Source organism: Streptomyces sp. NRRL F-525, assembly GCF_000716605.1.
Taxonomy (GTDB): Bacteria; Actinomycetota; Actinomycetes; order Streptomycetales; family Streptomycetaceae; genus Streptomyces.
On record NZ_JNXE01000002.1, the window covers coordinates 145,374 to 164,187 of the forward strand.

The 18,814-nt window shown below is 69.0% G+C and carries 16 protein-coding genes; 6 read left to right on the forward strand and 10 right to left on the reverse strand.

Features of this window, described 5'->3' with window-relative positions; translation table 11 throughout:
• Positions 1–30 precede the first annotated feature (30 nt).
• Complete coding sequence (locus OO69_RS03775; RefSeq protein ID WP_033279210.1) at positions 31–618, forward strand: TetR/AcrR family transcriptional regulator; 588 nt, start codon at positions 31–33, stop codon at positions 616–618.
• A complete protein-coding gene (locus OO69_RS03780; RefSeq protein WP_234444324.1) occupies positions 618–1,829 on the forward strand; it encodes a serine hydrolase domain-containing protein in 1,212 nt (403 codons plus the stop codon). Before OO69_RS03775 ends, OO69_RS03780 begins: the two co-directional genes overlap by 1 nt.
• On the opposite strand, the gene sigJ is transcribed toward OO69_RS03780, so the two are convergent.
• On the reverse strand, positions 1,759–2,664 hold the full coding sequence (gene sigJ / locus OO69_RS03785; protein ID WP_033279212.1) for an RNA polymerase sigma factor SigJ: 906 nt from the start codon (positions 2,662–2,664) through the stop codon (positions 1,759–1,761). The genes OO69_RS03780 and sigJ overlap by 71 nt on opposite strands.
• 209 nt (positions 2,665–2,873) lie before the next feature.
• Between sigJ and OO69_RS03790 the strand changes: the two genes are divergently transcribed.
• Entirely contained in the window at positions 2,874–3,887 is a 1,014-nt protein-coding gene (locus OO69_RS03790; RefSeq protein WP_033278939.1) for a carbon-nitrogen hydrolase family protein, read from the forward strand.
• A 41-nt stretch (positions 3,888–3,928) separates the two neighbouring features.
• On the opposite strand, the gene OO69_RS03795 is transcribed toward OO69_RS03790, so the two are convergent.
• From OO69_RS03795 to OO69_RS03835, 9 genes are all read right to left on the reverse strand, one after another.
• Positions 3,929–4,543, reverse strand: a complete 615-nt coding sequence (locus tag OO69_RS03795) for an FxLYD domain-containing protein (protein ID WP_033278940.1) — start codon at positions 4,541–4,543, stop codon at positions 3,929–3,931.
• 67 nt (positions 4,544–4,610) lie between these two features.
• The gene (locus OO69_RS03800) at positions 4,611–5,915 is read right to left on the reverse strand and encodes an alpha/beta fold hydrolase (protein WP_033278941.1); all 1,305 of its coding nucleotides are present in this window, start codon (positions 5,913–5,915) and stop codon (positions 4,611–4,613) included.
• A gap of 111 nt (positions 5,916–6,026) precedes the next feature.
• On the reverse strand, positions 6,027–7,052 hold the full coding sequence (locus OO69_RS03805) for a LacI family DNA-binding transcriptional regulator (RefSeq protein ID WP_033278942.1): 1,026 nt from the start codon (positions 7,050–7,052) through the stop codon (positions 6,027–6,029).
• 88 nt (positions 7,053–7,140) lie between these two features.
• A complete protein-coding gene (locus tag OO69_RS03810; protein ID WP_033278943.1) occupies positions 7,141–8,553 on the reverse strand; it encodes a BNR repeat-containing protein in 1,413 nt (470 codons plus the stop codon).
• 19 nt (positions 8,554–8,572) lie between these two features.
• Positions 8,573–8,893, reverse strand: a complete 321-nt coding sequence (locus tag OO69_RS03815; protein ID WP_033278944.1) for an L-rhamnose mutarotase — start codon at positions 8,891–8,893, stop codon at positions 8,573–8,575.
• A 42-nt stretch (positions 8,894–8,935) separates the two neighbouring features.
• A complete protein-coding gene (rhaS, locus tag OO69_RS03820) occupies positions 8,936–10,018 on the reverse strand; it encodes a rhamnose ABC transporter substrate-binding protein (RefSeq protein ID WP_033278945.1) in 1,083 nt (360 codons plus the stop codon).
• 128 nt (positions 10,019–10,146) lie between these two features.
• On the reverse strand, positions 10,147–11,130 hold the full coding sequence (locus OO69_RS03825) for an ABC transporter permease (RefSeq protein ID WP_033278946.1): 984 nt from the start codon (positions 11,128–11,130) through the stop codon (positions 10,147–10,149).
• A complete protein-coding gene (locus OO69_RS03830; protein ID WP_033278947.1) occupies positions 11,123–12,163 on the reverse strand; it encodes an ABC transporter permease in 1,041 nt (346 codons plus the stop codon). Before OO69_RS03830 ends, OO69_RS03825 begins: the two co-directional genes overlap by 8 nt.
• Complete coding sequence (locus OO69_RS03835; protein ID WP_033278948.1) at positions 12,160–13,677, reverse strand: sugar ABC transporter ATP-binding protein; 1,518 nt, start codon at positions 13,675–13,677, stop codon at positions 12,160–12,162. Before OO69_RS03835 ends, OO69_RS03830 begins: the two co-directional genes overlap by 4 nt.
• A gap of 262 nt (positions 13,678–13,939) precedes the next feature.
• Between OO69_RS03835 and rhaI the strand changes: the two genes are divergently transcribed.
• From rhaI to OO69_RS03850, 3 genes are all read left to right on the forward strand, one after another.
• Positions 13,940–15,100: an L-rhamnose isomerase gene (gene rhaI, locus OO69_RS03840; protein ID WP_033278949.1), complete on the forward strand. Its 1,161-nt coding sequence runs from the start codon at positions 13,940–13,942 to the stop codon at positions 15,098–15,100.
• Between the two features lie 112 nt (positions 15,101–15,212).
• Entirely contained in the window at positions 15,213–17,252 is a 2,040-nt protein-coding gene (locus tag OO69_RS03845; protein ID WP_033278950.1) for a bifunctional rhamnulose-1-phosphate aldolase/short-chain dehydrogenase, read from the forward strand.
• Between the two features lie 8 nt (positions 17,253–17,260).
• On the forward strand, positions 17,261–18,724 hold the full coding sequence (locus OO69_RS03850) for a rhamnulokinase (RefSeq protein ID WP_199810884.1): 1,464 nt from the start codon (positions 17,261–17,263) through the stop codon (positions 18,722–18,724).
• The last annotated feature ends 90 nt before the right edge of the window (positions 18,725–18,814 follow it).

The window sequence follows — 18,814 nt, forward strand, 5'->3', positions numbered from 1 at the left end:
CACATAGAACCGATCGGTACCATCTCCTCCATGCCCGTACCCAAAGGAACGGCCCTGGACCCCGACCGCACCCGCGCGACGCTCCTCGCCTCCGCGACGGAGATCCTCTACGAACGGGGACTGGACGGCGTCGGCGTGGCCGAGCTGTGCCGGACTGTCGGTGCCTCCAAGGAGACGCTGTACCGGCACTTCGGTTCGAAGGACGGCCTGGTCGAGGCGGTGCTGGAGGCCCGGAGCGACCGGGTGGTGCGCTGGCTGACGGAGGCGGCGGAGGCGGCGGGCCCCGACCCGCGCGCCCAACTGACCGCGCTCTTCGACGTGTTGGGCGGCTGGTACCGGCAACCCGGCTTCCGGGGCTGCGCGATCGTCAACGCGGCGACGCAGCGGCACGCTCCGCCCGCGCGCACACTGGCCGACCGCCATCTGGCCCGCTACGGCGAGCTGCTCACCGGTATCGCCGAACGCGCCGGCGCCCGCGAACCCGCCCTCCTGGGACGGCAGTTGCTGATCCTCCTGGAGGGCGCCACGGTCGTGGCCGACCACCACGACCCGGCCGGCCGAGCCGCCGAGGACGCCAAACTCGCGGCTCTCGCCCTGCTGTCCGCGCAGGAGGCGTGATGGACGTCCAGGGCCGCACAGCACCCGGCTTCGAGCAGGTCACGGAGGTCTTCGCCGCCAACTTCGAGCGGTACGGCGAGGTGGGCGCCGCCTTCGCCGCGTACCGGGACGACGAACCCGTCGTGGACCTGTGGGCCGGGGTGACCGACCCCGCAACCGGGCACCCGTGGCGCGCGGACACGCTCCAGCTCGTCTTCTCCGGGGCCAAGGGCCTGACGTCCGCGTGCGTGTTGCTGCTGGTCGAGCGCGGCCTGCTGGAACTGGACGCACCGGCCGCCCGCTACTGGCCGGAGTTCGCCGCGGCCGGCAAGGAGCGGATCACGGTCGGCGAGATCCTGTCCCACCAGGCGCGGCTGCCGGGCGTGCAACAGCCGGTCGGCGCCGAGGAGTTGCTGGCCCCGGAGCACATGGCGGGGCTCCTCGCGGCGCAGGCCCCCTCGACCGATCCGCGGGCCGCGTTCACGTACCACGCGCTGACCTGGGGCTGGCTGACCGGGGAACTGGTACGCCGGGTCGACGGGCGGACCGTGGGCGCCCTGTTCGCCGACGAGTTCGCGGGCCCGCTCGGCCTGGACATCTGGCTGGGTCTGCCGGACACGGAGCACCACCGGGTCGCGACGACGATCGCGGGACCCGGTGTGCTGCTCCCGGAGGACGAGGGCGAGGGCGAGGAGATGGACTCCTTGCGGGTCCTGACCCGCAACCCCCTCCTGGCTCCCGACGCACCCGCCCTGTGGAACTCCGCCGCTTTCAGGCGGGCCCAACTCCCCGCGGTGGGCGCATATGTGACGGCCCGTTCGATGGCCCGCTTCTACGCCTGCCTCGCCCGGGGCGGCGAGTTGGACGGCGTCCGGGTGCTCGACGAGGCGACCGTACGGCTCGGGCGGCGGGAACTGCGCCGGGGTGTCTCGGCCCTGTGGGGCACTCCCATGGCGTACGGCGCCGGGTTCGAACTCCGCACCGGGCTGGCCCTGTTCGGCCCGCCGCCGGACACCTTCGGCCATGCCGGAGCGGGAGGCTCACGGCACGGCGCCTGGCCCGGCGAGCGGATCGGGTTCTCGTACACGATGAACCTGACCCGCGCGGAGTTCCCGGACCGCCGCCCGCTGGACCTGCTGGCCTCGTTGCACGAGGCGGCGCTCACTTCCCCAGGGCGCTCGCATCGAGGCGCGCCAGCCGGTCAGGGTCCGACAGGATGTACATCTCGGTGATCCGGCCGTCGACGACGGTGACGCCCATGACCGAGAGGACCTGTCCCTCGGGGGCGTTGACGACGCCCACCGAGCCGTTGACCAGGGCGAGTTGGGCGTGGCGGGCGAACGGGGCGAACATGAGCGCCTGTTCGGCGACCGCGCGTGCGCCGCGCATCGCCTTGGAGGCGGCCGCGCCCCGTACGAGGGCTCCGGAGTCGGCGCGCAGGGCCACGTCCGGGTGGAGGAGGGCGACGAGGGCGTCGAAGTCGCCCTCGCGGGCGGCGGCGAGGAAGGCCTCGACGATCTCACGCTGGCGGGCGAGGTCGGGGGCCGTCGAGGGGCTCGCACCCTGAACTCTGCGGCGGGCTCTACTAGCCAGTTGGCGAGTCGCGGCCGAACTGCGTTCCACGATCGGGGAGATGTCGTCGAAGGGCACCGCGAACAGGTCGTGCAGAACGAACGCGAGGCGTTCGGCGGGTTCCAGCGTCTCCAGGACGACGAGGAGGGCGAGGCCCACGGAGTCGGCGTGGAGTACTTCCTCCTCCGGGTCGAGTTCTGTGAGGGGTCTGATGAGGGGGTCGGGGACGAAGGTCCCGGCGAAGGCCTCGTCGATCGGGTCCTCGCGGCGTGACGTACGGGAGCGCAGCAGGTCGAGGCAGACCCGGCCGACGACCGTGGTCAGCCAGCCGCCGAGGTTCCTGATGTCGTCCGCGTCGGTCCGGCTGAGCTTCAGCCAGGTCTCCTGGACGGCGTCCTCCGCCTCGGGCACCGAGCCGAGCATGCGGTAGGCGACCGCGCGGAGCCGACTCCGGTGTTCCTCGAAGCGGTCCGCCAGGAGTTCCTCGTCGTTCATACCGTCCCCGTGGTGTCGAAGGATGTTGACGGAGCCCGCGCGCAACGGCATCATGACCGACTGCGTGGCCTACGCCAAACCTCCCACGACCGTCCCCGGCACGGTCTCCCAGCGGAGGCAAAGGGACCAGTGTCTCAGGTCGTTGTCGCAGCCCGATCGCCTCGGGCGGGGTTGCCGGGGAGCCGTCGCTCAGGGCGTGGAAGGCCGCGATGACAGCCCGTAGGAACTTCAAGCGCCAGGTGCGCGCCCGCGCCGCCAAGACCGGCGAGTCCTATACGACCGCCCTCCGGCACTTCCGTCCGACTCCCTCAGGAGACGTCATGCCGGAAGCAAGGAACCCCAAGCGCGTGCGGCTTGCCGTGGCGCAGACACCCGTACGCGAAGACCCCCGGGACATCGAAGCGCTGCGCGAGAGCGGGCGTGAGGTCCGTGCGCTGATGCGCGAGGCCGGTGCTCGGGGAACGCGGATCGTGCACTTCCCGGAAGGCGCGATCTGCTTCCCCAACAAGTACGTCATGTCCGTCGACGGCCCGAACGCGGTCGGCCCGGCGGACTGGGACCGGTGCCAATGGCCGGTGATCCAGGCGGAGTTGGCGGCGATCGCCGAGTTGGCCGGCGAGCTGCGGTTGTGGACGGTCGTCGCGTCGGTGCACCGCCTGACGGACCCGAACCGTCCGCACAACAGCCTCTACGTCATCTCCGACCGCGGCGAGGTCGTCACGCGCTACGACGAGCGCCTGCTGTCGAAGACGAAGGTGTCGTACATGTACTCGCCGGGCGTCTCACCGGTGACCTTCGAGGTCGACGGGGTGCGCTTCGGCTGTCTGCTCGGGATGGAGATCCACTACCCGGAACTGTTCGCGGAGTACGAGGAGTTGGACGTCGACTGCGTCCTGTTCTCGACCAGCGGCACTCCGGGCAACATCGCCGCCCAGGCCCAGGGCCATGCCGCGGTCAACAGCTACTGGGTCAGCCTGTCGGTGCCCTCGCAGCACAGCGGCACCGCACCGTCGGGGATCGTCGCTCCCAACGGCCACTGGCTCGCGCGGTGCCCGTCGGACGACTCGCCGTCGGTGGCCGTCGCGAACCTCGACGACAGCTCGGAGGCCGCCGCCGACGCGGTGACCTACGGCCGTCCCTGGCGTCGTGAGGCACGCGCGGGCGTCTACGCCGAGCACCGGGTGACCGACCCGCGCAGCGAGGACCGGACGGCGGCCTTCTAGCCCGGAAGGGGAATCCGGTGCCGCGTCGAGGCACCGGATTCTCAATACCGTTGCGCCTTCGCCAACTTGGGGGTCAGCACCGGCTCCGGCGGCTTGGCGCTGATGGCGACCGGCTGGGCCTTCGCGCCGGGGGCGAGGTTCTCGGCGCCGACGTAACGGGTCTCCACCACCTTCCCCGAGGAGTCGAGGAAGTCGACCTGGACGGCGTAGGACGCCTTCTTGTCGGTCTTGTTGGTGATGGTGACGACGACGGCGAGCAGCCCGCTGGTCTGGGCGCGCGGCTTGCCGGTCATGGCCACGTCCGACATCGCGTTGCCCTGGCCCTTGACGTCCTTCAGTTCGTTCTGGGCGTCCTTGCTCGCGCGGGCCACCGCGGACGACACGGAGGCCTCGAAGGAGGACGCGGCCGCCGATGCGGAGGACGCTGCCGCCGAGGCCTGTGCGCGGGCCGACGCGACCGCCGAGGACGCGGCCGACTTCAGGGCCGACGGTGTCATGCCCGAGAAGGAGGCCGTGTCCGGGGCCGAAGGCTGCGAGCTGCTGCTCCCGGAGCTGTCGTTGTCGTCGCCGCACGACACCAGCGCGACCGTGCTCGCCGCTACGACGGCGAGGACCAGGGCGGCCGGGCGGGCCCGGCGAAGTGACTTGGTATTCATCGAAATGAACCCTATGCCGGAATTTTCGACGCGGCATGTCCTCGGCGGCCACCCGGTGGACCCTCCCTCAGACCTCGTCCCGCGTGAGGGCGATCAGCCGGTCCAGGACCCGCGGCCCGCCCGCCCGTACCCCGTCGTGCTCGAACTCGTCGGTGACCCAGGTGCGCAGACCGCGGATCGCGCGGGCGGTCTGCAGGGAGTGGGTCGCGTCGACGTACATGTCGTCGTGGTAGACCGCCGCGGCGACCGGAACCTCGTTGGCGGCGAGGCGCGCGGGGTCGTAGAGGGGCCGCCAGTCGGTGTGGGCGGCGAGGAGTTCGGCGGTGTCGCGGAGCGGGCGCAGGGCGGGGTCGCAGTCGAACATCCAGGGGTGGATGGACTCGCCGGTGAGGAGGAGGGGGCTGTCGCCGGCCAGGGTCTTCGCCGCGTCGAACTGCGGGAACTCGGCGCGGACCCGCTCCGCCGACCACGCGGTGGGGCGGCTGTCCTGGCCGTAGCACGCCTCGTGGACGAGGGCGTAGAGGGGGTGGCCGGCGTAGGAGAGGGAGTTCTGGACCTCTTCCTGGAACGCGTCGGAGAGCTCGTGGCCGCTCGGGGTGCGGACGAAGGCGTTCTCCAGGAGGAAGTGGAGGCGGTGGCTGCCGTCGCTGCCGCCGAGCATGATGCCGAGGGACTGGAAGGCCTCGGTGGTGAGCCGGTAGCCGTTCGGGAGGACCGGCTCGTGCCGCATCAGGTACTCGGCGATGCGGCGGGCGCGTTCCACGTCCTGCGGGTAGCGGTCGTAGTGGGCGGCGACCTTGCGCTCGATACGCGGGTAGGCGGCGCGGTAGACGTCGTCGGCGTGGGCGTCGAGGGACGGGAGGCCGCCGGTGAGGACGGCGGCGCGGAGGCCTTCGGGTGCGGTGGACAGGTAGTTCACCGTGCAGAAGCCGCCGAAGCTCTGGCCGAGGACGGTCCAGGGAGCGCCGCCGGTGAGGGCGGGGCGGATCGCTTCGCAGTCCCGGACGATCGAGTCGGCGCGGAAGTGCGTGAGGTGCTCGGCCTGCTCGGCCGGGCCGCCGCGCAGCGGGAGCGTCTGCCGGGTCAGCGGGGTGGAGTGACCGGTGCCGCGCTGGTCCAGGAGGAGCACGCGGTACTCGTCGAGCGCGCGGTCGAGCCAGGCCTGTCTGCCGACGAAACGATTCGCCCCGAAACCGGGTCCGCCCTGGAGGTAGAGCAGCCACGGCAGGTCCTCGCGGTGCTCCTTGTCGCTCGCGACGACCTCACGGGCGTAGAGCTCGATGGTCTCGCCCGTGGGGTCCTCGTGATCGAGGGGCACGGTGAAGTGGCGGTCGGTGAGGACGACGCCGGGCTGGCGGTAGCTGACGGACAACGGGTCTCCTGGGACGGACGATTTACGGGCCGCGTCACATCTCAGCACATGCGCGTCCGATATCCGACCCCCTGGATCATGAAATCCTACGGATCACTACTGACCGGCCGATCAGCGGGCGGCGAGACTCGAGCGGCGCACGACCAGTTCCGGCTGGAGCACGACCCGCCGGTGCTCGTGCGGACGGGCCGCGGTCTCGGCCTCCGTCTCCTCCAGGAGCAGCTCGGCGGCCAACGCGCCCATGGTGACTGCCGGTTGGCGGACCGAGGTGAGCGGTACGGCCGCTGCCGCCGCGAACTCGATGTCGTCGTAGCCGACGATCGCGAGGTCGTCCGGGACACCGACCCCGGCCGCGTACATGGCCTGGAGCACACCGAGGGCGAGAAGGTCGTTCGCGCAGAAGACGGCCGTCGGCCGGTCGGCGAGGCCGAGCAGCCGGGCTCCGGCGTCCCGCCCGGCGGCCACGTCGAGCCGGTCGGTGGGCAGCTCGCGCAGCGCGTCGGGGTCGAGCCCGGCCTCGGCGAGCGCGTTCTTCGCGCCCGTACGGCGGTCCCGCACCTGGTTGAAGCCGGGCGGGCCGCTGACGTACGCGATGGAGCGGTGCCCCGCGTCGACCAGGTGCCGCACGGCGAGCGCACCGCCGGCGACGTCGTCGACGGAGACCGAGCACTCGGTGGTGCCCTCCGCGACCCGGTCGACGAGCACGAAGGGGATGCCGTGCCGGCGGAACGACTCGATGTTGCGTCCGGTCGCGTCGGCCGGGGTCAACAGCACGCCCCGCACCCGCTGTTCGGCGAAGAGCGAGAGGTAGTCGGCCTCCTCGACGGGGCTCTGCGCGCTGTTGCAGACCATCACGCCGAGCCCCGACTCACGCGCGGCCCGCTCGGCGCCACGGGCCACGTCCACGAAGAACGGGTTGCCCATGTCGAGGACGAGCAGCCCCATGATCCGGCTGCGCCCGGCGCGCAGCTGGCGCGCGGACTCGCTGCGGACGTAACCGAGGCGGTCGATCGCGGACAGCACCCGGGCCCGGGTCTCCGTGGCGACGGTGTCCGGGCGGTTGATGACGTTCGAGACCGTGCCGACGGAGACTCCGGCGGCGCGGGCGACGTCCTTGATACCCACCGGCTGGGCCATCAGGCGGAGACCTCCAGGGTGACGTGGGACGGCGGGCAGGTCTTCACATTACCGCCATGACCTGTGCCGACTCCTGCGACGGTGCCGCTCACGCGGGCAGGGCGAAGTCGACGACGTGGAGTGCCGAGGGGGTCGTACCGCTCGACTTCTCCTGATACATGAACGACAGCACGTTGTCCGCCCGCACCCGCAGCTCGTCGACGACGACCTCGCCGAACGCGTTCAGCCCGCTCCCGTCGTACAGCAGCGCCCAGTCGGTGTACCCGGAGGACTTCGATGCACCGGCGATCCGGCCGTAGGGCAGCACGGCATAGGCGTTGTCGTACTTGTCCAGGACCAGCTTGGTGCGCTGGCTGGAGTTGAGGGCGATGGGGATCTCGGTCTTCTGCCAGCTGCCCGACGCGTTCTTGCGGACGTGGAAGGCGCGGCCGTTGGCGGTGCGGTCGGTGACGTAGTTGGTGGTGCACTGGCCGAAGCGGCCGGGGACGTAGCTGATGATCGCGTGCGGAAGGCCGGTGGAGTCGGTGGACTGGCTCTCCTGGTTCATCAGGGAGTGGTCGGGGTCGAGGGGGTCGACGACCAGTCCGGTGTCCGTGACGGCCACGGGGTTCGAACTGCCCGTTGTTCCTACGGCAGTTCCGGCGTCGTTGCGCCAAGTGCGGCCCCGGTCGGTCGAGTAGACGTATCCGGTGTCGTGGTTGGTGATGCCGCCGCCGCTGCACATCACGGCGGCGGACTGCTCGCGCCAGGTGAAGAAGGAGTGCAGGCGGCCGTTCACGTCGTAGTCGATGCCGTGCAGGTACATGTTGCGGGCGGTACTGGAGCCGTGCGCGCTGGTGTAGGTGCCGGTCGAGCTGCTCCACTCCCCCAGCGCCGTCCAGGCCGAACCGTCGTACTCCGCAAGGGCGTTGCGGCCGTTGCCGGAGATCCCGACGCGGTAGCTGAGTTGGAGCTTGCCTTCGGGGGTGGCGATGAACTGGGGGTAGGTGAACTGGGTGGTGAGTGCCACGCCGTCCAGCGATGTCTGTACGGCGCCGAGGACGGCCGAAGTCCAGGCGGTGGAGGCCGGGTTGTCGAGCAGACCGGCGACCGACTTGACGTAGAAGAAGCCGTCGCTGTGGGAGTCCATGTTGAGGTGAAGACGGCCGTCGACACGGGAAACGCCCATGGAGATGACGTTGTGGGAGTCGTCGCTCTTGAGGGTGTGGGAGAGGGTGATCGTGGACCAGGTGGTCGCGCCCAGGACCCGGCGGGCGACGACGGCGTGCTTGGTGGCGGTGTACCAGGCCGCGTACTGGTAGCCCTTGTAGGTCAACAGGCCGTTCTTCTGGAACGAGTTGTTGTTGACCAGGCCGTCGTACGAGACGAAGTAGACGGCCTGGGCGTCGAGTTGGGTGGTGCTCATTTTGGTGACGGACGGGCCGGGGACGGCCGCCCGTGCGATGCCCGGCGTTGCCACGGCCGCAAGTATGGCGGTCGTGAGCACGGCGCGTCTTCTCATGAGCGGCTCCTGTGGGGGATCACGCGAGGTGGAAGACCTCGGTGAGGGGCTTCATCGCCTCGTCGGGACGGGCGCCGTCCAGGGACTCGAAGAACGGCGCCATCTCCGCCTGCCAGCGGGAGTTGATGTCGGTGGCTTCCATGCCGGCCTGGGCGGCGGCGAAGTCCTCGGTCTCCAAGTAGCCGACCAGCAGGCCGTCTTCACGCAGGAAGAGCGAGTAGTTGTGCCAGCCGGTGGCCGAGAGCGCGTCGAGCATCTCGGGCCACACGGCGGCGTGCCGCTCGCGGTACTCGTCGAGGCGGTCCGCCCGGACCTTGAGCAGGAAGCACACGCGCTGCATCAACACCCCTTGAATGAAAGGGACTTCGGGGACTTCGGGGGATCAGAAGTTGAACTGGTCGATGTTCTTCGCGTCGAACACGGTCGGCTTGCCGAGGTTGATCACGCCGTCCTTGCCGATGGTGTACGACGTGCCGCCGGCCTTGAAGGTCTCGCCCTCCTTGCCGGTGATCTGCCCCGACACCAGCGCCACCGCAGTCTGCGCGGCGAGAGCGCCGAGCTTCGCCGGGTCCCACAGCTCGAAGCCGTCGACGGTGCCGTTCTTGACGTACTTGCGCAGGTCGTTGGGGGTGCCGAGGCCGGTCAGCTTGACCTTGCCCTTGTATTTGGAGCCGGACAGGTACTGGGCCGCGGCCTTGATGCCGACCGTGGTCGGGGAGATGATCCCCTTCAGGTTCGGGTGCTCCTGGAGGAGACCCTGGGTCTGCTGGAAGGACTGCTGGGCGTCGTCGTTGCCGTAGGCGACCTTGACCAGCTTGATGTTCTTGTACTTCGGGTCCTTCAGCTCCTCCCTCATGAAGCCGATCCAGGTGTTCTGGTTCGTCGCGGTCTGCGCAGCCGACAGGATCGCGATCTCGCCCTTGTAGCCGATCTGCTGGGCGAGCAGCTGCACCTCGGTACGGCCGAGGTCCTCGGCGCTGGCCTGCGAGACGAAGGCGTTGCGGCACTCCGGGTTGGTGTCGGAGTCGTAGGTGACCACCTTGATCTTGTTGCTCATGGCCTGCTTGAGCGCGGTGCACAACGCGCCCGGGTCCTGCGCGGACACGGCGATCGCGTTCACCTGCTGCTGGGTGAGCGTGTTGACGTAGGAGACCTGACCGGAGGTGTCGGTGGCACTCGTCGTGCCAACCTCCTTGTACTTCTCGCCCAGTTCGGTGAGCGCCTTCTCGCCGCCCTTGTCGGACGTGGTGAAGTACGGGTTGTTGACCGCCTTCGGCAGGAAGGCGACGGTCAGCCCCTTCTTGAGCGCTGCATTCGGATCGGCCTTGCCACCGGTGACGGCCGACCCGGTGTTCTCGTCCTTCACGTCCTTCTTGGTGGTACCACCGCAAGCGGTGGCGACGAGCGTGAGCGAAGTGACGGCGACAAGGGCCGCAAGGGCACGGCGAAGGGATGTTTTACGCATGACACGGGTTCCTTTGATACGAGGTTGAGTGATAGCGCCCCTTCAGGGGCGCGGGGCTGTGTCGATTTGCGGCTACCGCCGCGTGGTCGCGACCAGCCACAACGGACCCGCAGCTGCCAACCGACCGATTAGGTGGATCGTGCCGCGGCCCGAGAGACAGCGACTTGCCGAGCAACCCGAGGCCCCAGCACCGAGACCACGAGCAGAACACCGGTGACAACGATCTGAGACTGCGCGGAAACGTTCACCAGACTCATCACGTTCTGCAACGCCCCGAGCAGAAAGACCCCGGCAACCGCACCTCCCAACGTCCCCTTTCCGCCGTCGAAGTCGATCCCGCCGAGCAACACCGCGGCTACGACGGACAGTTCGAGCCCGGTCGCGTTGTCATAGCGAGCACTGGCGTAGTGCAGGGCCCAGAACACCCCGGTGAGCGAAGCCATCAACCCCGTCACCGTGAACAGGATCAGCTTCTGCCGCCGGACCCGAATACCGGCGAACCGCGCAGCCTCCACATTCGCCCCGATCGCGAACAACGACCGCCCGAACGGCGTGGCATGCAGCACAACCACGGCGATGGCAAGCAGCACCAGGAAGGGTAGAAACGCCTGCGGCAAGAACGTGCCCCCGAGCCGCCCGGACGCGAAGTCCAGGTACTGCGTGGGGAAATCGGTCACGGCGTCGGAGCCGAGCACGATCTGCGCGATCCCCCGGTACGCGGCGAGCGTGCCGATCGTGACGGCGAGGGACGGCAGCCCGAGCCGGGTGACGAGCAGCCCGTTGACCAACCCGCAGACCACGCCCAGCAGCAGGCAGATCGGGATGATCGTCTCGATGGTCATGCCGTCGTTCCACAGCTTGCCCATCACCGCACCCGACAGCCCGGCCGTGGAGGCGACCGACAGATCGATCTCACCGGAGACGACGAGCAGCGTCATCGGTAGGGCGATCAGCGCGATGGGGAGCGTGTTGCCGATCAGGAACGACAGGTTCAGCGCGTTGCCGAAGCCGTCCACGAAGGAGAAGGAGAACAGCAGCAGGACGATCAGGAGGGCGCCGACGACCGTGTCCCAGCGGATCGCGCGGTTCGCAAAGGACGCTGGCTCAGGCATGGCGGGCGTTCCTCTTCTTCAGTGCGGTGGCCACACGCAGGGCGACGATCCGGTCGACGGCGATGGCGAGGATGAGCAGGATGCCGTTGATGGCGAGCACCCAGACGGAACTGACGCCGAGGGCGGGCAGCACACTGTTGATGGAGGTCAGCAGGAGCGCGCCGAGGGCCGCGCCGTAGACGCTGCCGGAGCCGCCGGTGAAGACCACCCCGCCGACAACCACCGCGCTGACGACGGTGAGTTCGTACCCGGTGCCGGTGCCGGAGTCGACGTTGCCGAAGCGCGCGAGGTACATCGCGCCGGCGAGTCCGGCGAGTCCGCCGCAGAAGGTGTACGCGGCGAGGGTCCGCTTGCGGACGGGGATGCCGGCGAGCCGGGCGGCCTCGGGGTTGGAGCCGAGGGCGTACAACTCCCGTCCGCTGCCGAAGTGTTTGAGGTAGTAGGCGGTGGCGACCAGTACGGCGAGCGCGATCATCGCCAGCCAGGGCACCGCCGACAGACCGCCGGAGCCGAAGTCCACGAATCCGCCCGGGAGATCGGCGGCGGTGATCTGCCGTGAGCCGACCCAGATGGAGTCGACGCCCCGGATGATGTAGAGCGTGCCGAGCGTCACGACCAGGGCCGGCACCTGCCCCAGACTGACCAACAGCCCGTTGACCAGGCCGAGTCCGACACCGAGCAGGACCGCCAGCAGGATCGCGATGACAGCGTTGCCACCGCCCTGGAGGTAGTCACCGGTGGCGAAGGCGGTGATGCCGAGCGTGGAGCCGACGGACAGGTCGACGTTGCGGGTGATGACGACCAGCGACTGACCGGTGGCGACGAGAACCAGGATGGTCGCGTTGAGGAGCAGGTCCTTGATGCCCTGCTCGGAGAGGAACTGGCTGTTGCCCGCCTGGGTGATGCCGATCATCACCAAGAAGACGACCAGGATGGCGAGTTCACGCATCTTGAAGACCCGGTCGACGAGCCGCGTGCTGCTCGACTCGGGCACCTCGGCGGCGGGCGCGGGGTTGGGAGCCGTGACCGTCATGCGGCGGCCCTCCCGGTGGCTGCGGCCATCACGGTTTCCTCGGTGGCTTCGGAACGGGGGATCTCGGCGGTGAGGCGGCCCTCGTGCATCACCAGCACGCGGTCGGCCATGCCGAGGATCTCGGGCAGATCGGAGGAGATCATCAGGACGGCGACCCCGTCGGCGGCCAACTCGCTGAGCAGCCGGTGCACTTCGGCCTTGGTGCCGACGTCGATGCCACGGGTCGGCTCGTCGACGATCAGCACCTTCGGGCCGGTGGCCAGCCACTTGGCGAGGACGACCTTCTGCTGGTTGCCGCCGGACAGGGTGTTGACGGTGTCGGCGATCCGCGCGTACTTGACGTGCAGTTTCACCGCCCAGTCGAGGGAACGGCTGCGCTCGGCGCCGCGGTCGACGAGGCCCGCCTTGACGGTCGTACGGAGCCCGGTCAGGCCGATGTTGCGCTCGATGGACATGTCCATCACCAGGCCCTGGGCCCGCCGGTCCTCGGGGACGAGGGCGAGCCCCGCGGCCATCGCGGTCGAAGGGGCCCCGTTCGTCAGTGACTTGCCGTCGACCTCGACCCCGCCGGCGTCCCAGCGGTCGATGCCGAAGACGGCCCGCGCGACTTCGGTACGGCCGGCGCCGACGAGCCCGGCGAGTCCGACGATCTCGCCGCGCCGCACGTCGAAGGACACGTCCGTGAAGACACCCTCGCGGGTCAACCGCTTGACGCTCAGGGCGACTTCACCGGGTTCGACGTCCTGCTTGGGGTACAGCTCGTCGAGGTCGCGGCCGACCATGCGGCGTACGAGATCGTCCTCGGTCATCCCCTCGATCGGCTCGCTGGAGATCAGGGCGCCGTCGCGCAGGGTGGTGACGCGCTGGCAGATCTGGAAGATCTCCTCCAGGCGGTGCGAGATGAACAGGACGGCGGCGCCCTGTTCGCGCAGGGTGCGGACGACGCCGAAGAGGCGGGCGACCTCGCTGCCGGTGAGGGCGGCGGTCGGCTCGTCCATGATCAGGACGCGGGCGTCGAAGGAGAGCGCCTTGGCGATCTCCACGATCTGCTGGTCGGCGATGGACAGTCCGCGCGCCGGTCGGTCGGGGTCCAGCTCGACCCCGAGTCGCTTCATCAGGGCGGCGGTCGCCGCGTAGGTGGCCTTGTGGTCGATACGGCCGAGCGCGCGGCGGGGCTGGCGGCCCATGAAGATGTTCTCGGCGATCGACAGGTCGGGGAAGAGCGTGGGCTCCTGGTAGATCACGGCGATCCCCGCGTCGCGGGCGTCACCGGGGCCGTGGAAGAGGACGGGCGCGCCGTCGAGCAGCACCTGGCCGGCGTCGGGCCGGTGCACACCGGCGAGGGTCTTGATGAGGGTGGACTTGCCCGCGCCGTTCTCACCGGCGAGTGCGTGCACCTCACCGGGGAACAGTTCGAGGGACACGTCCCGCAGGGCGCGCACCGCGCCGAAGGACTTGGAGATGCCCTTGAGCGCGAGCACCGGGGCCGGACCCGCTTCTGACGGGTGGGTCATGAGGGGCTCCTCGACGACGCCGGCGGGTGGGCCCTCACAGCGTCGTGAAAGGTTTCAACTTGGTTGCCGGGACGTTAGGCGCGCCAGCCTTGTCACGTCAATGGGTCCGCGTCGAAAAACTTTCGATAGCCAAAGGTCACATTGGAGTCACGGGCCACAGGGTTCGCCGTAGGGCTTGACACCCCTTCGGGGGGCTCATAACTTCGCTCCCTGAATCGTTTCATACATACGCCGTTCCGTCGCACGTCACAGGAGCCCTCAAGTGACCGATCTCGCCGCGGTGAAGGCCGCTCTCAAGACCCAGGCAGTCGAGACGCCGTCGTGGGCGTACGGGAACTCGGGGACCCGCTTCAAGGTCTTCGCCCAGGAGGGCGTTCCTCGGACTCCGCAGGAGAAGCTGGAGGACGCGGCGAAGGTCCACGAGTTCACCGGCGTGGCGCCGACCGTGGCCCTGCACATCCCGTGGGACCGGGTCGACGACTTCGGGGCGCTGGGGAAGTTCGCGGAGGACCACGGACTGAAGCTCGGGGCGATCAACTCGAACACGTTCCAGGACGACGACTACCGGCTCGGGAGTGTGTGTCATCCCGACGCGGCGGTGCGGCGCAAGGCGCTGGATCATCTGCTGGAGTGTGTCGACATCATGGATGCGACGGGCTCCGCCGATCTGAAGCTGTGGTTCGCCGACGGGACGAATTATCCGGGGCAGGATGATCTTTCCGCGCGGCAGGACCGGTTGGGTGAGGCGCTCGCGGCGGTGTACGAGCGGCTTGGGGACGGGCAGCGGATGTTGCTGGAGTACAAGTTCTTCGAGCCGGCGTTCTATGCGACCGATGTGCCGGACTGGGGTACCGCGTACGCGCATTGTCTGAAGCTCGGGCCGAAGGCTCAGGTTGTGGTTGACACCGGGCATCATGCGCCTGGCACCAATATCGAGTTCATCGTCGCGACGTTGTTGCGGGAGGGGAAGCTCGGGGCGTTCGACTTCAACTCCCGGTTCTATGCGGACGATGACCTGATGGTGGGGGCGGCTGATCCGTTTCAGTTGTTCCGGATCATGTATGAGGTGATTCGGGGTGGGGGGTTCACTGCGGATGTCGCTTTCATGCTGGATCAGTGTCACAACATCGAGGCGAAGATTCCGGCGATCATTCGGTCCGTGATGAATGTGCAGGAAGCCACAGCGAAGGCGTTGCTTGTGGACCGGGATGCGTTGGGTGTGGCTCAGCGGGATGGGGATGTGCTGGGGGCGAATGCCGTGATCATGGACGCGTACAACACGGATGTTCGGCCTTTGTTGGGTGAGGTGCGGGAAGAGATGGGGCTGGATGCGGATCCCGTCCGGGCGTATCGGGGTAGCGGGTGGCAGGAGCGGATTGTTGTTGAGCGGGTTGGGGGGCAGCAGGCCGGTTGGGGGGCGTGAGCGTCTGCCAGGTTCTGTTTGTTGCGGGGTGCGGGCCGTATGTGGCTGGTCGCGCAGTTCCCCGCGCCCCTAGGGGATAAAGCTCACCTCTCTCGAAAAGGACTGGAAGTTCATGGCTCCGCACCCCGCAGCTGATGCTCTGCTTGCTCGTTCCAATCTGCTTGGCTCCGATCCTCGTAATACCAACTACGCCGGCGGGAATACGTCTGCGAAGGGCACCGACACTGATCCCGTCACCGGTGGGGATGTCGAGTTGATGTGGGTCAAGGGGTCCGGAGGGGACCTGGGGACGCTCACCGAGGGTGGGCTCGCCGTGTTGCGGCTCGACCGGATGCGTGCGCTTGTCGATGTGTACCCGGGTGTGGACCGCGAGGACGAGATGGTCGCCGCGTTCGACTACTGCCTGCACGGTAAGGGGGGTGCGGCGCCTTCCATCGATACCGCCATGCATGGGCTTGTGGACGCTGCTCATGTCGATCATCTGCACCCTGACTCCGGGATCGCGCTCGCCTGTGCGGCCGACGGGGAGAAGCTGACCGCCGAGTGTTTCGGGGACAGCGTGGTGTGGGTGCCCTGGCGGCGGCCCGGGTTTCAGTTGGGGCTCGACATCGCCGCCGTCAAGGCCGCCAATCCGCAGGCCATCGGCTGTGTGCTCGGGGGGCATGGGATCACCGCCTGGGGTGACAGCTCCGAGGAGTGTGAGCGGAATTCGCTGCACATCATCCGGACCGCCGAGGCGTTCCTCGTCGAGCGCGGGAAGCCGGAGCCCTTCGGGCCCGTCGTCGAGGGGTACGGTGCGCTGCCCGAGGCCGAGCGGCGGGAGCGGGGGGCCGCGCTCGCGCCGTACGTCCGTGCTGTCGCCTCTCAAGACCGGGCGCAGGTGGGGCACTTCACCGATTCCGAGGTCGTGCTTGATTTTCTCGCGCGGGCCGAGCATCCCCGGCTTGCCGCGCTCGGTACCTCGTGCCCCGATCACTTTCTGCGGACCAAGGTCAGGCCGCTCGTTCTCGATCTGCCGCCCACCGCTCCGCTGGACGAGGCCATCGCGCGGCTGAAGGAGCTGCAGTCCGCCTATCGCGAGGAGTACGCCGCCTACTACCAGCGGCACGCGCTGCCGGACTCCCCCGCGATGCGTGGTGCCGACCCGGCGATCGTGTTGATCCCGGGCGTCGGCATGTTCTCCTTCGGCAAGGACAAGCAGACGGCGCGGGTGGCCGGTGAGTTCTACGTCAACGCCATCAACGTGATGCGTGGGGCCGAGGCCGTGTCCACGTACGCGCCGATCGAGGAGTCGGAGAAGTTCCGTATCGAGTACTGGGCGTTGGAGGAAGCCAAGCTTCAGCGGATGCCCAAGCCGAAGCCGCTCGCCACTCGGGTCGCGCTCGTCACCGGTGCGGGGAGCGGGATCGGGAAGGCCATCGCCCGGCGGCTGGTCGATGAGGGCGCCTGTGTCGTTGTCGCCGATCTCAACTCCGAGAGTGCGCAGGCCGTTTCGGAGGAACTGGGCGGGCCTGACAAGGCCGTCGCCGTCACTGTTGATGTGACTTCGGAAGAGCAGATCGCCTCTGCCTTCAAGGCCGCGCTGCTCGCCTTCGGTGGGGTCGATCTCGTCGTCAACAACGCGGGGATCTCCATCTCCAAGCCTCTGTTGGAGACTTCGGCCCGGGACTGGGACCTGCAGCACGACATCATGGCCCGCGGGTCGTTCCTGGTCTCGCGTGAGGCTGCCCGGGCGATGATCGCGCAGAGGCTCGGGGGCGACATCCTCTACATCGCTTCCAAGAACGCCGTGTTCGCCGGGCCCAACAACATCGCCTACTCGGCCACCAAAGCCGACCAGGCCCATCAAGTACGGCTGCTCGCGGCCGAGTTGGGTGAGCACGGTATCCGGGTCAACGGGATCAACCCGGACGGTGTCGTGCGTGGTTCGGGCATCTTCGCGGGTGGTTGGGGGGCGCAGCGGGCGGCGACCTACGGGATCGAGGAGGAGAAGCTCGGCGAGTTCTACGCCCAGCGCACCATCCTCAAGCGCGAGGTGCTGCCGGAGCATGTCGCCAACGCCGTCTTCGCCCTCACCGGTGGGGACTTGACCCACACCACCGGGCTGCACGTCCCGGTCGACGCCGGCGTTGCGGCCGCCTTCCTTCGGTGAGCGCTGACGTGAACGTGTACGCCGCGGTCGACCTCGGCGCGTCCAGCGGGCGCGTCATGGTCGGCCGTGTCGGGCCCGACTCCCTGGAGTTGGCGGAGGCCCATCGCTTTCCCAACCGGCCCGTTCGTACGCCTGAGGGCCTGCGCTGGGACATCCTCTCGCTGTACGCCGGTGTCCTGGACGGGCTCCGGGCCGCAGGTGTGCTCACCGGCGGGCTGCTCGACTCGGTCGGTATCGACAGTTGGGCCGTGGACTACGGGCTGTTGGACGCGGACGGGGCCTTGCTGGGCAATCCCGTGCACTATCGGGACGCCCGCACGGAGGGGGTCGCCGAGAAGGTGTGGGCGACCGTGCCGGTGAATGAGTTGTACTCGTCGACCGGGTTGCAGTACGCGCCGTTCAACACGCTGTATCAGCTGACCGCCGCTCGCGACTCTGCCCAACTGGCGGGGGCTGAGCGGCTGTTGCTCGTCCCTGACCTGGTGTCGTACTGGCTCACCGGTGAGCAGGGCACCGAGCTGACCAACGCCTCCACCACCCAACTCATAGATCCCCGGACGCGCGACTGGGCGTACGACATCGCCTCGCGGCTCGGTATCGACCTGGGGCTGTTCGCGTCGTTGCGGCAACCGGGCGATCCTGCCGGGGTGTTGCGGGACGAGGTGCTGGAGGAGACGGGGCTTCGAGGGCCTGTGCCGGTGACTGCGGTCGGGTCGCATGACACGGCGTCAGCTGTCGCCGCTGTTCCGGCAGTTGAGGAGCGGTTCGCTTATATCTGCACCGGCACCTGGTCCCTGGCCGGGCTGGAGCTGGACTCGCCCGTGCTCAGCGAGGCCAGTCGTGCCGCCAACTTCACCAATGAGCTGGGGCTCGACGGTACGGTCCGGTATCTGCGCAACATCATGGGGCTGTGGCTGCTTCAGGAGTGCGTACGAGCCTGGGGCGAGCCGGAGTTGGGCGAGTTGCTGCGCGGGGCCGCTCGGGTGCCGGCGCTGCGGTCGGTCGTGGACGCGGGGGACTCTGCGTTCCTGGCACCGGGGCGGATGCCTGAGCGGATCGCCGACGCGTGTCGCGGCTCCGGGCAGCCGGTGCCGGAGTCCCGGGCCGAGATCACGCGCTGCATTCTCGACTCCCTAGCGCTCGCCCATCGGCGGGCGGTCGGCGACGCCCAGGAACTCGCCGGGCAGCCGGTCGATGTCGTGCACATCGTCGGGGGCGGTACCCGCAACGCGCTGTTGTGCCAACTGACCGCCGATGCTTGCGGGTTGCCGGTGGTGGCGGGGCCCACGGAGGCGGCCGCGCTGGGAAACGTGCTCGTTCAGGCGCGGGCCCACGGGCTGGTGGGTGACCTCGCCGGGATGCGGAGGCTGCTCGCCCGTACCCAGCCGTCGACCCGTTACGAGCCTCAGGGCGACACCGCCCGGTGGCGGGCGGCGGAGGCCCGGCTCGCCGCGCGACAACCCGGGACCTGACTTCCGGCTCGGACGCCCGGATCGCCGCGCTGTGAACCAGGGGCTCCCCGAGACGGTGACCTCCGACTACGCTGCATCCATCCGATGATC

Coding starts and splice junctions, on each gene's coding strand:
- OO69_RS03775 (WP_033279210.1), top strand. CDS start 31: ATGCCCGTACCCAAAGGAACGGCCCTGGACCCCGACCGCACCCGCGCG.
- OO69_RS03780 (WP_234444324.1), top strand. CDS start 618: ATGGACGTCCAGGGCCGCACAGCACCCGGCTTCGAGCAGGTCACGGAG.
- sigJ (WP_033279212.1), bottom strand. CDS start 2,664: ATGAACGACGAGGAACTCCTGGCGGACCGCTTCGAGGAACACCGGAGT.
- OO69_RS03790 (WP_033278939.1), top strand. CDS start 2,874: ATGACAGCCCGTAGGAACTTCAAGCGCCAGGTGCGCGCCCGCGCCGCC.
- OO69_RS03795 (WP_033278940.1), bottom strand. CDS start 4,543: ATGAATACCAAGTCACTTCGCCGGGCCCGCCCGGCCGCCCTGGTCCTC.
- OO69_RS03805 (WP_033278942.1), bottom strand. CDS start 7,052: ATGGCCCAGCCGGTGGGTATCAAGGACGTCGCCCGCGCCGCCGGAGTC.
- OO69_RS03810 (WP_033278943.1), bottom strand. CDS start 8,553: ATGAGAAGACGCGCCGTGCTCACGACCGCCATACTTGCGGCCGTGGCA.
- OO69_RS03815 (WP_033278944.1), bottom strand. CDS start 8,893: ATGCAGCGCGTGTGCTTCCTGCTCAAGGTCCGGGCGGACCGCCTCGAC.
- rhaS (WP_033278945.1), bottom strand. CDS start 10,018: ATGCGTAAAACATCCCTTCGCCGTGCCCTTGCGGCCCTTGTCGCCGTC.
- OO69_RS03825 (WP_033278946.1), bottom strand. CDS start 11,130: ATGCCTGAGCCAGCGTCCTTTGCGAACCGCGCGATCCGCTGGGACACG.
- OO69_RS03830 (WP_033278947.1), bottom strand. CDS start 12,163: ATGACGGTCACGGCTCCCAACCCCGCGCCCGCCGCCGAGGTGCCCGAG.
- OO69_RS03835 (WP_033278948.1), bottom strand. CDS start 13,677: ATGACCCACCCGTCAGAAGCGGGTCCGGCCCCGGTGCTCGCGCTCAAG.
- OO69_RS03845 (WP_033278950.1), top strand. CDS start 15,213: ATGGCTCCGCACCCCGCAGCTGATGCTCTGCTTGCTCGTTCCAATCTG.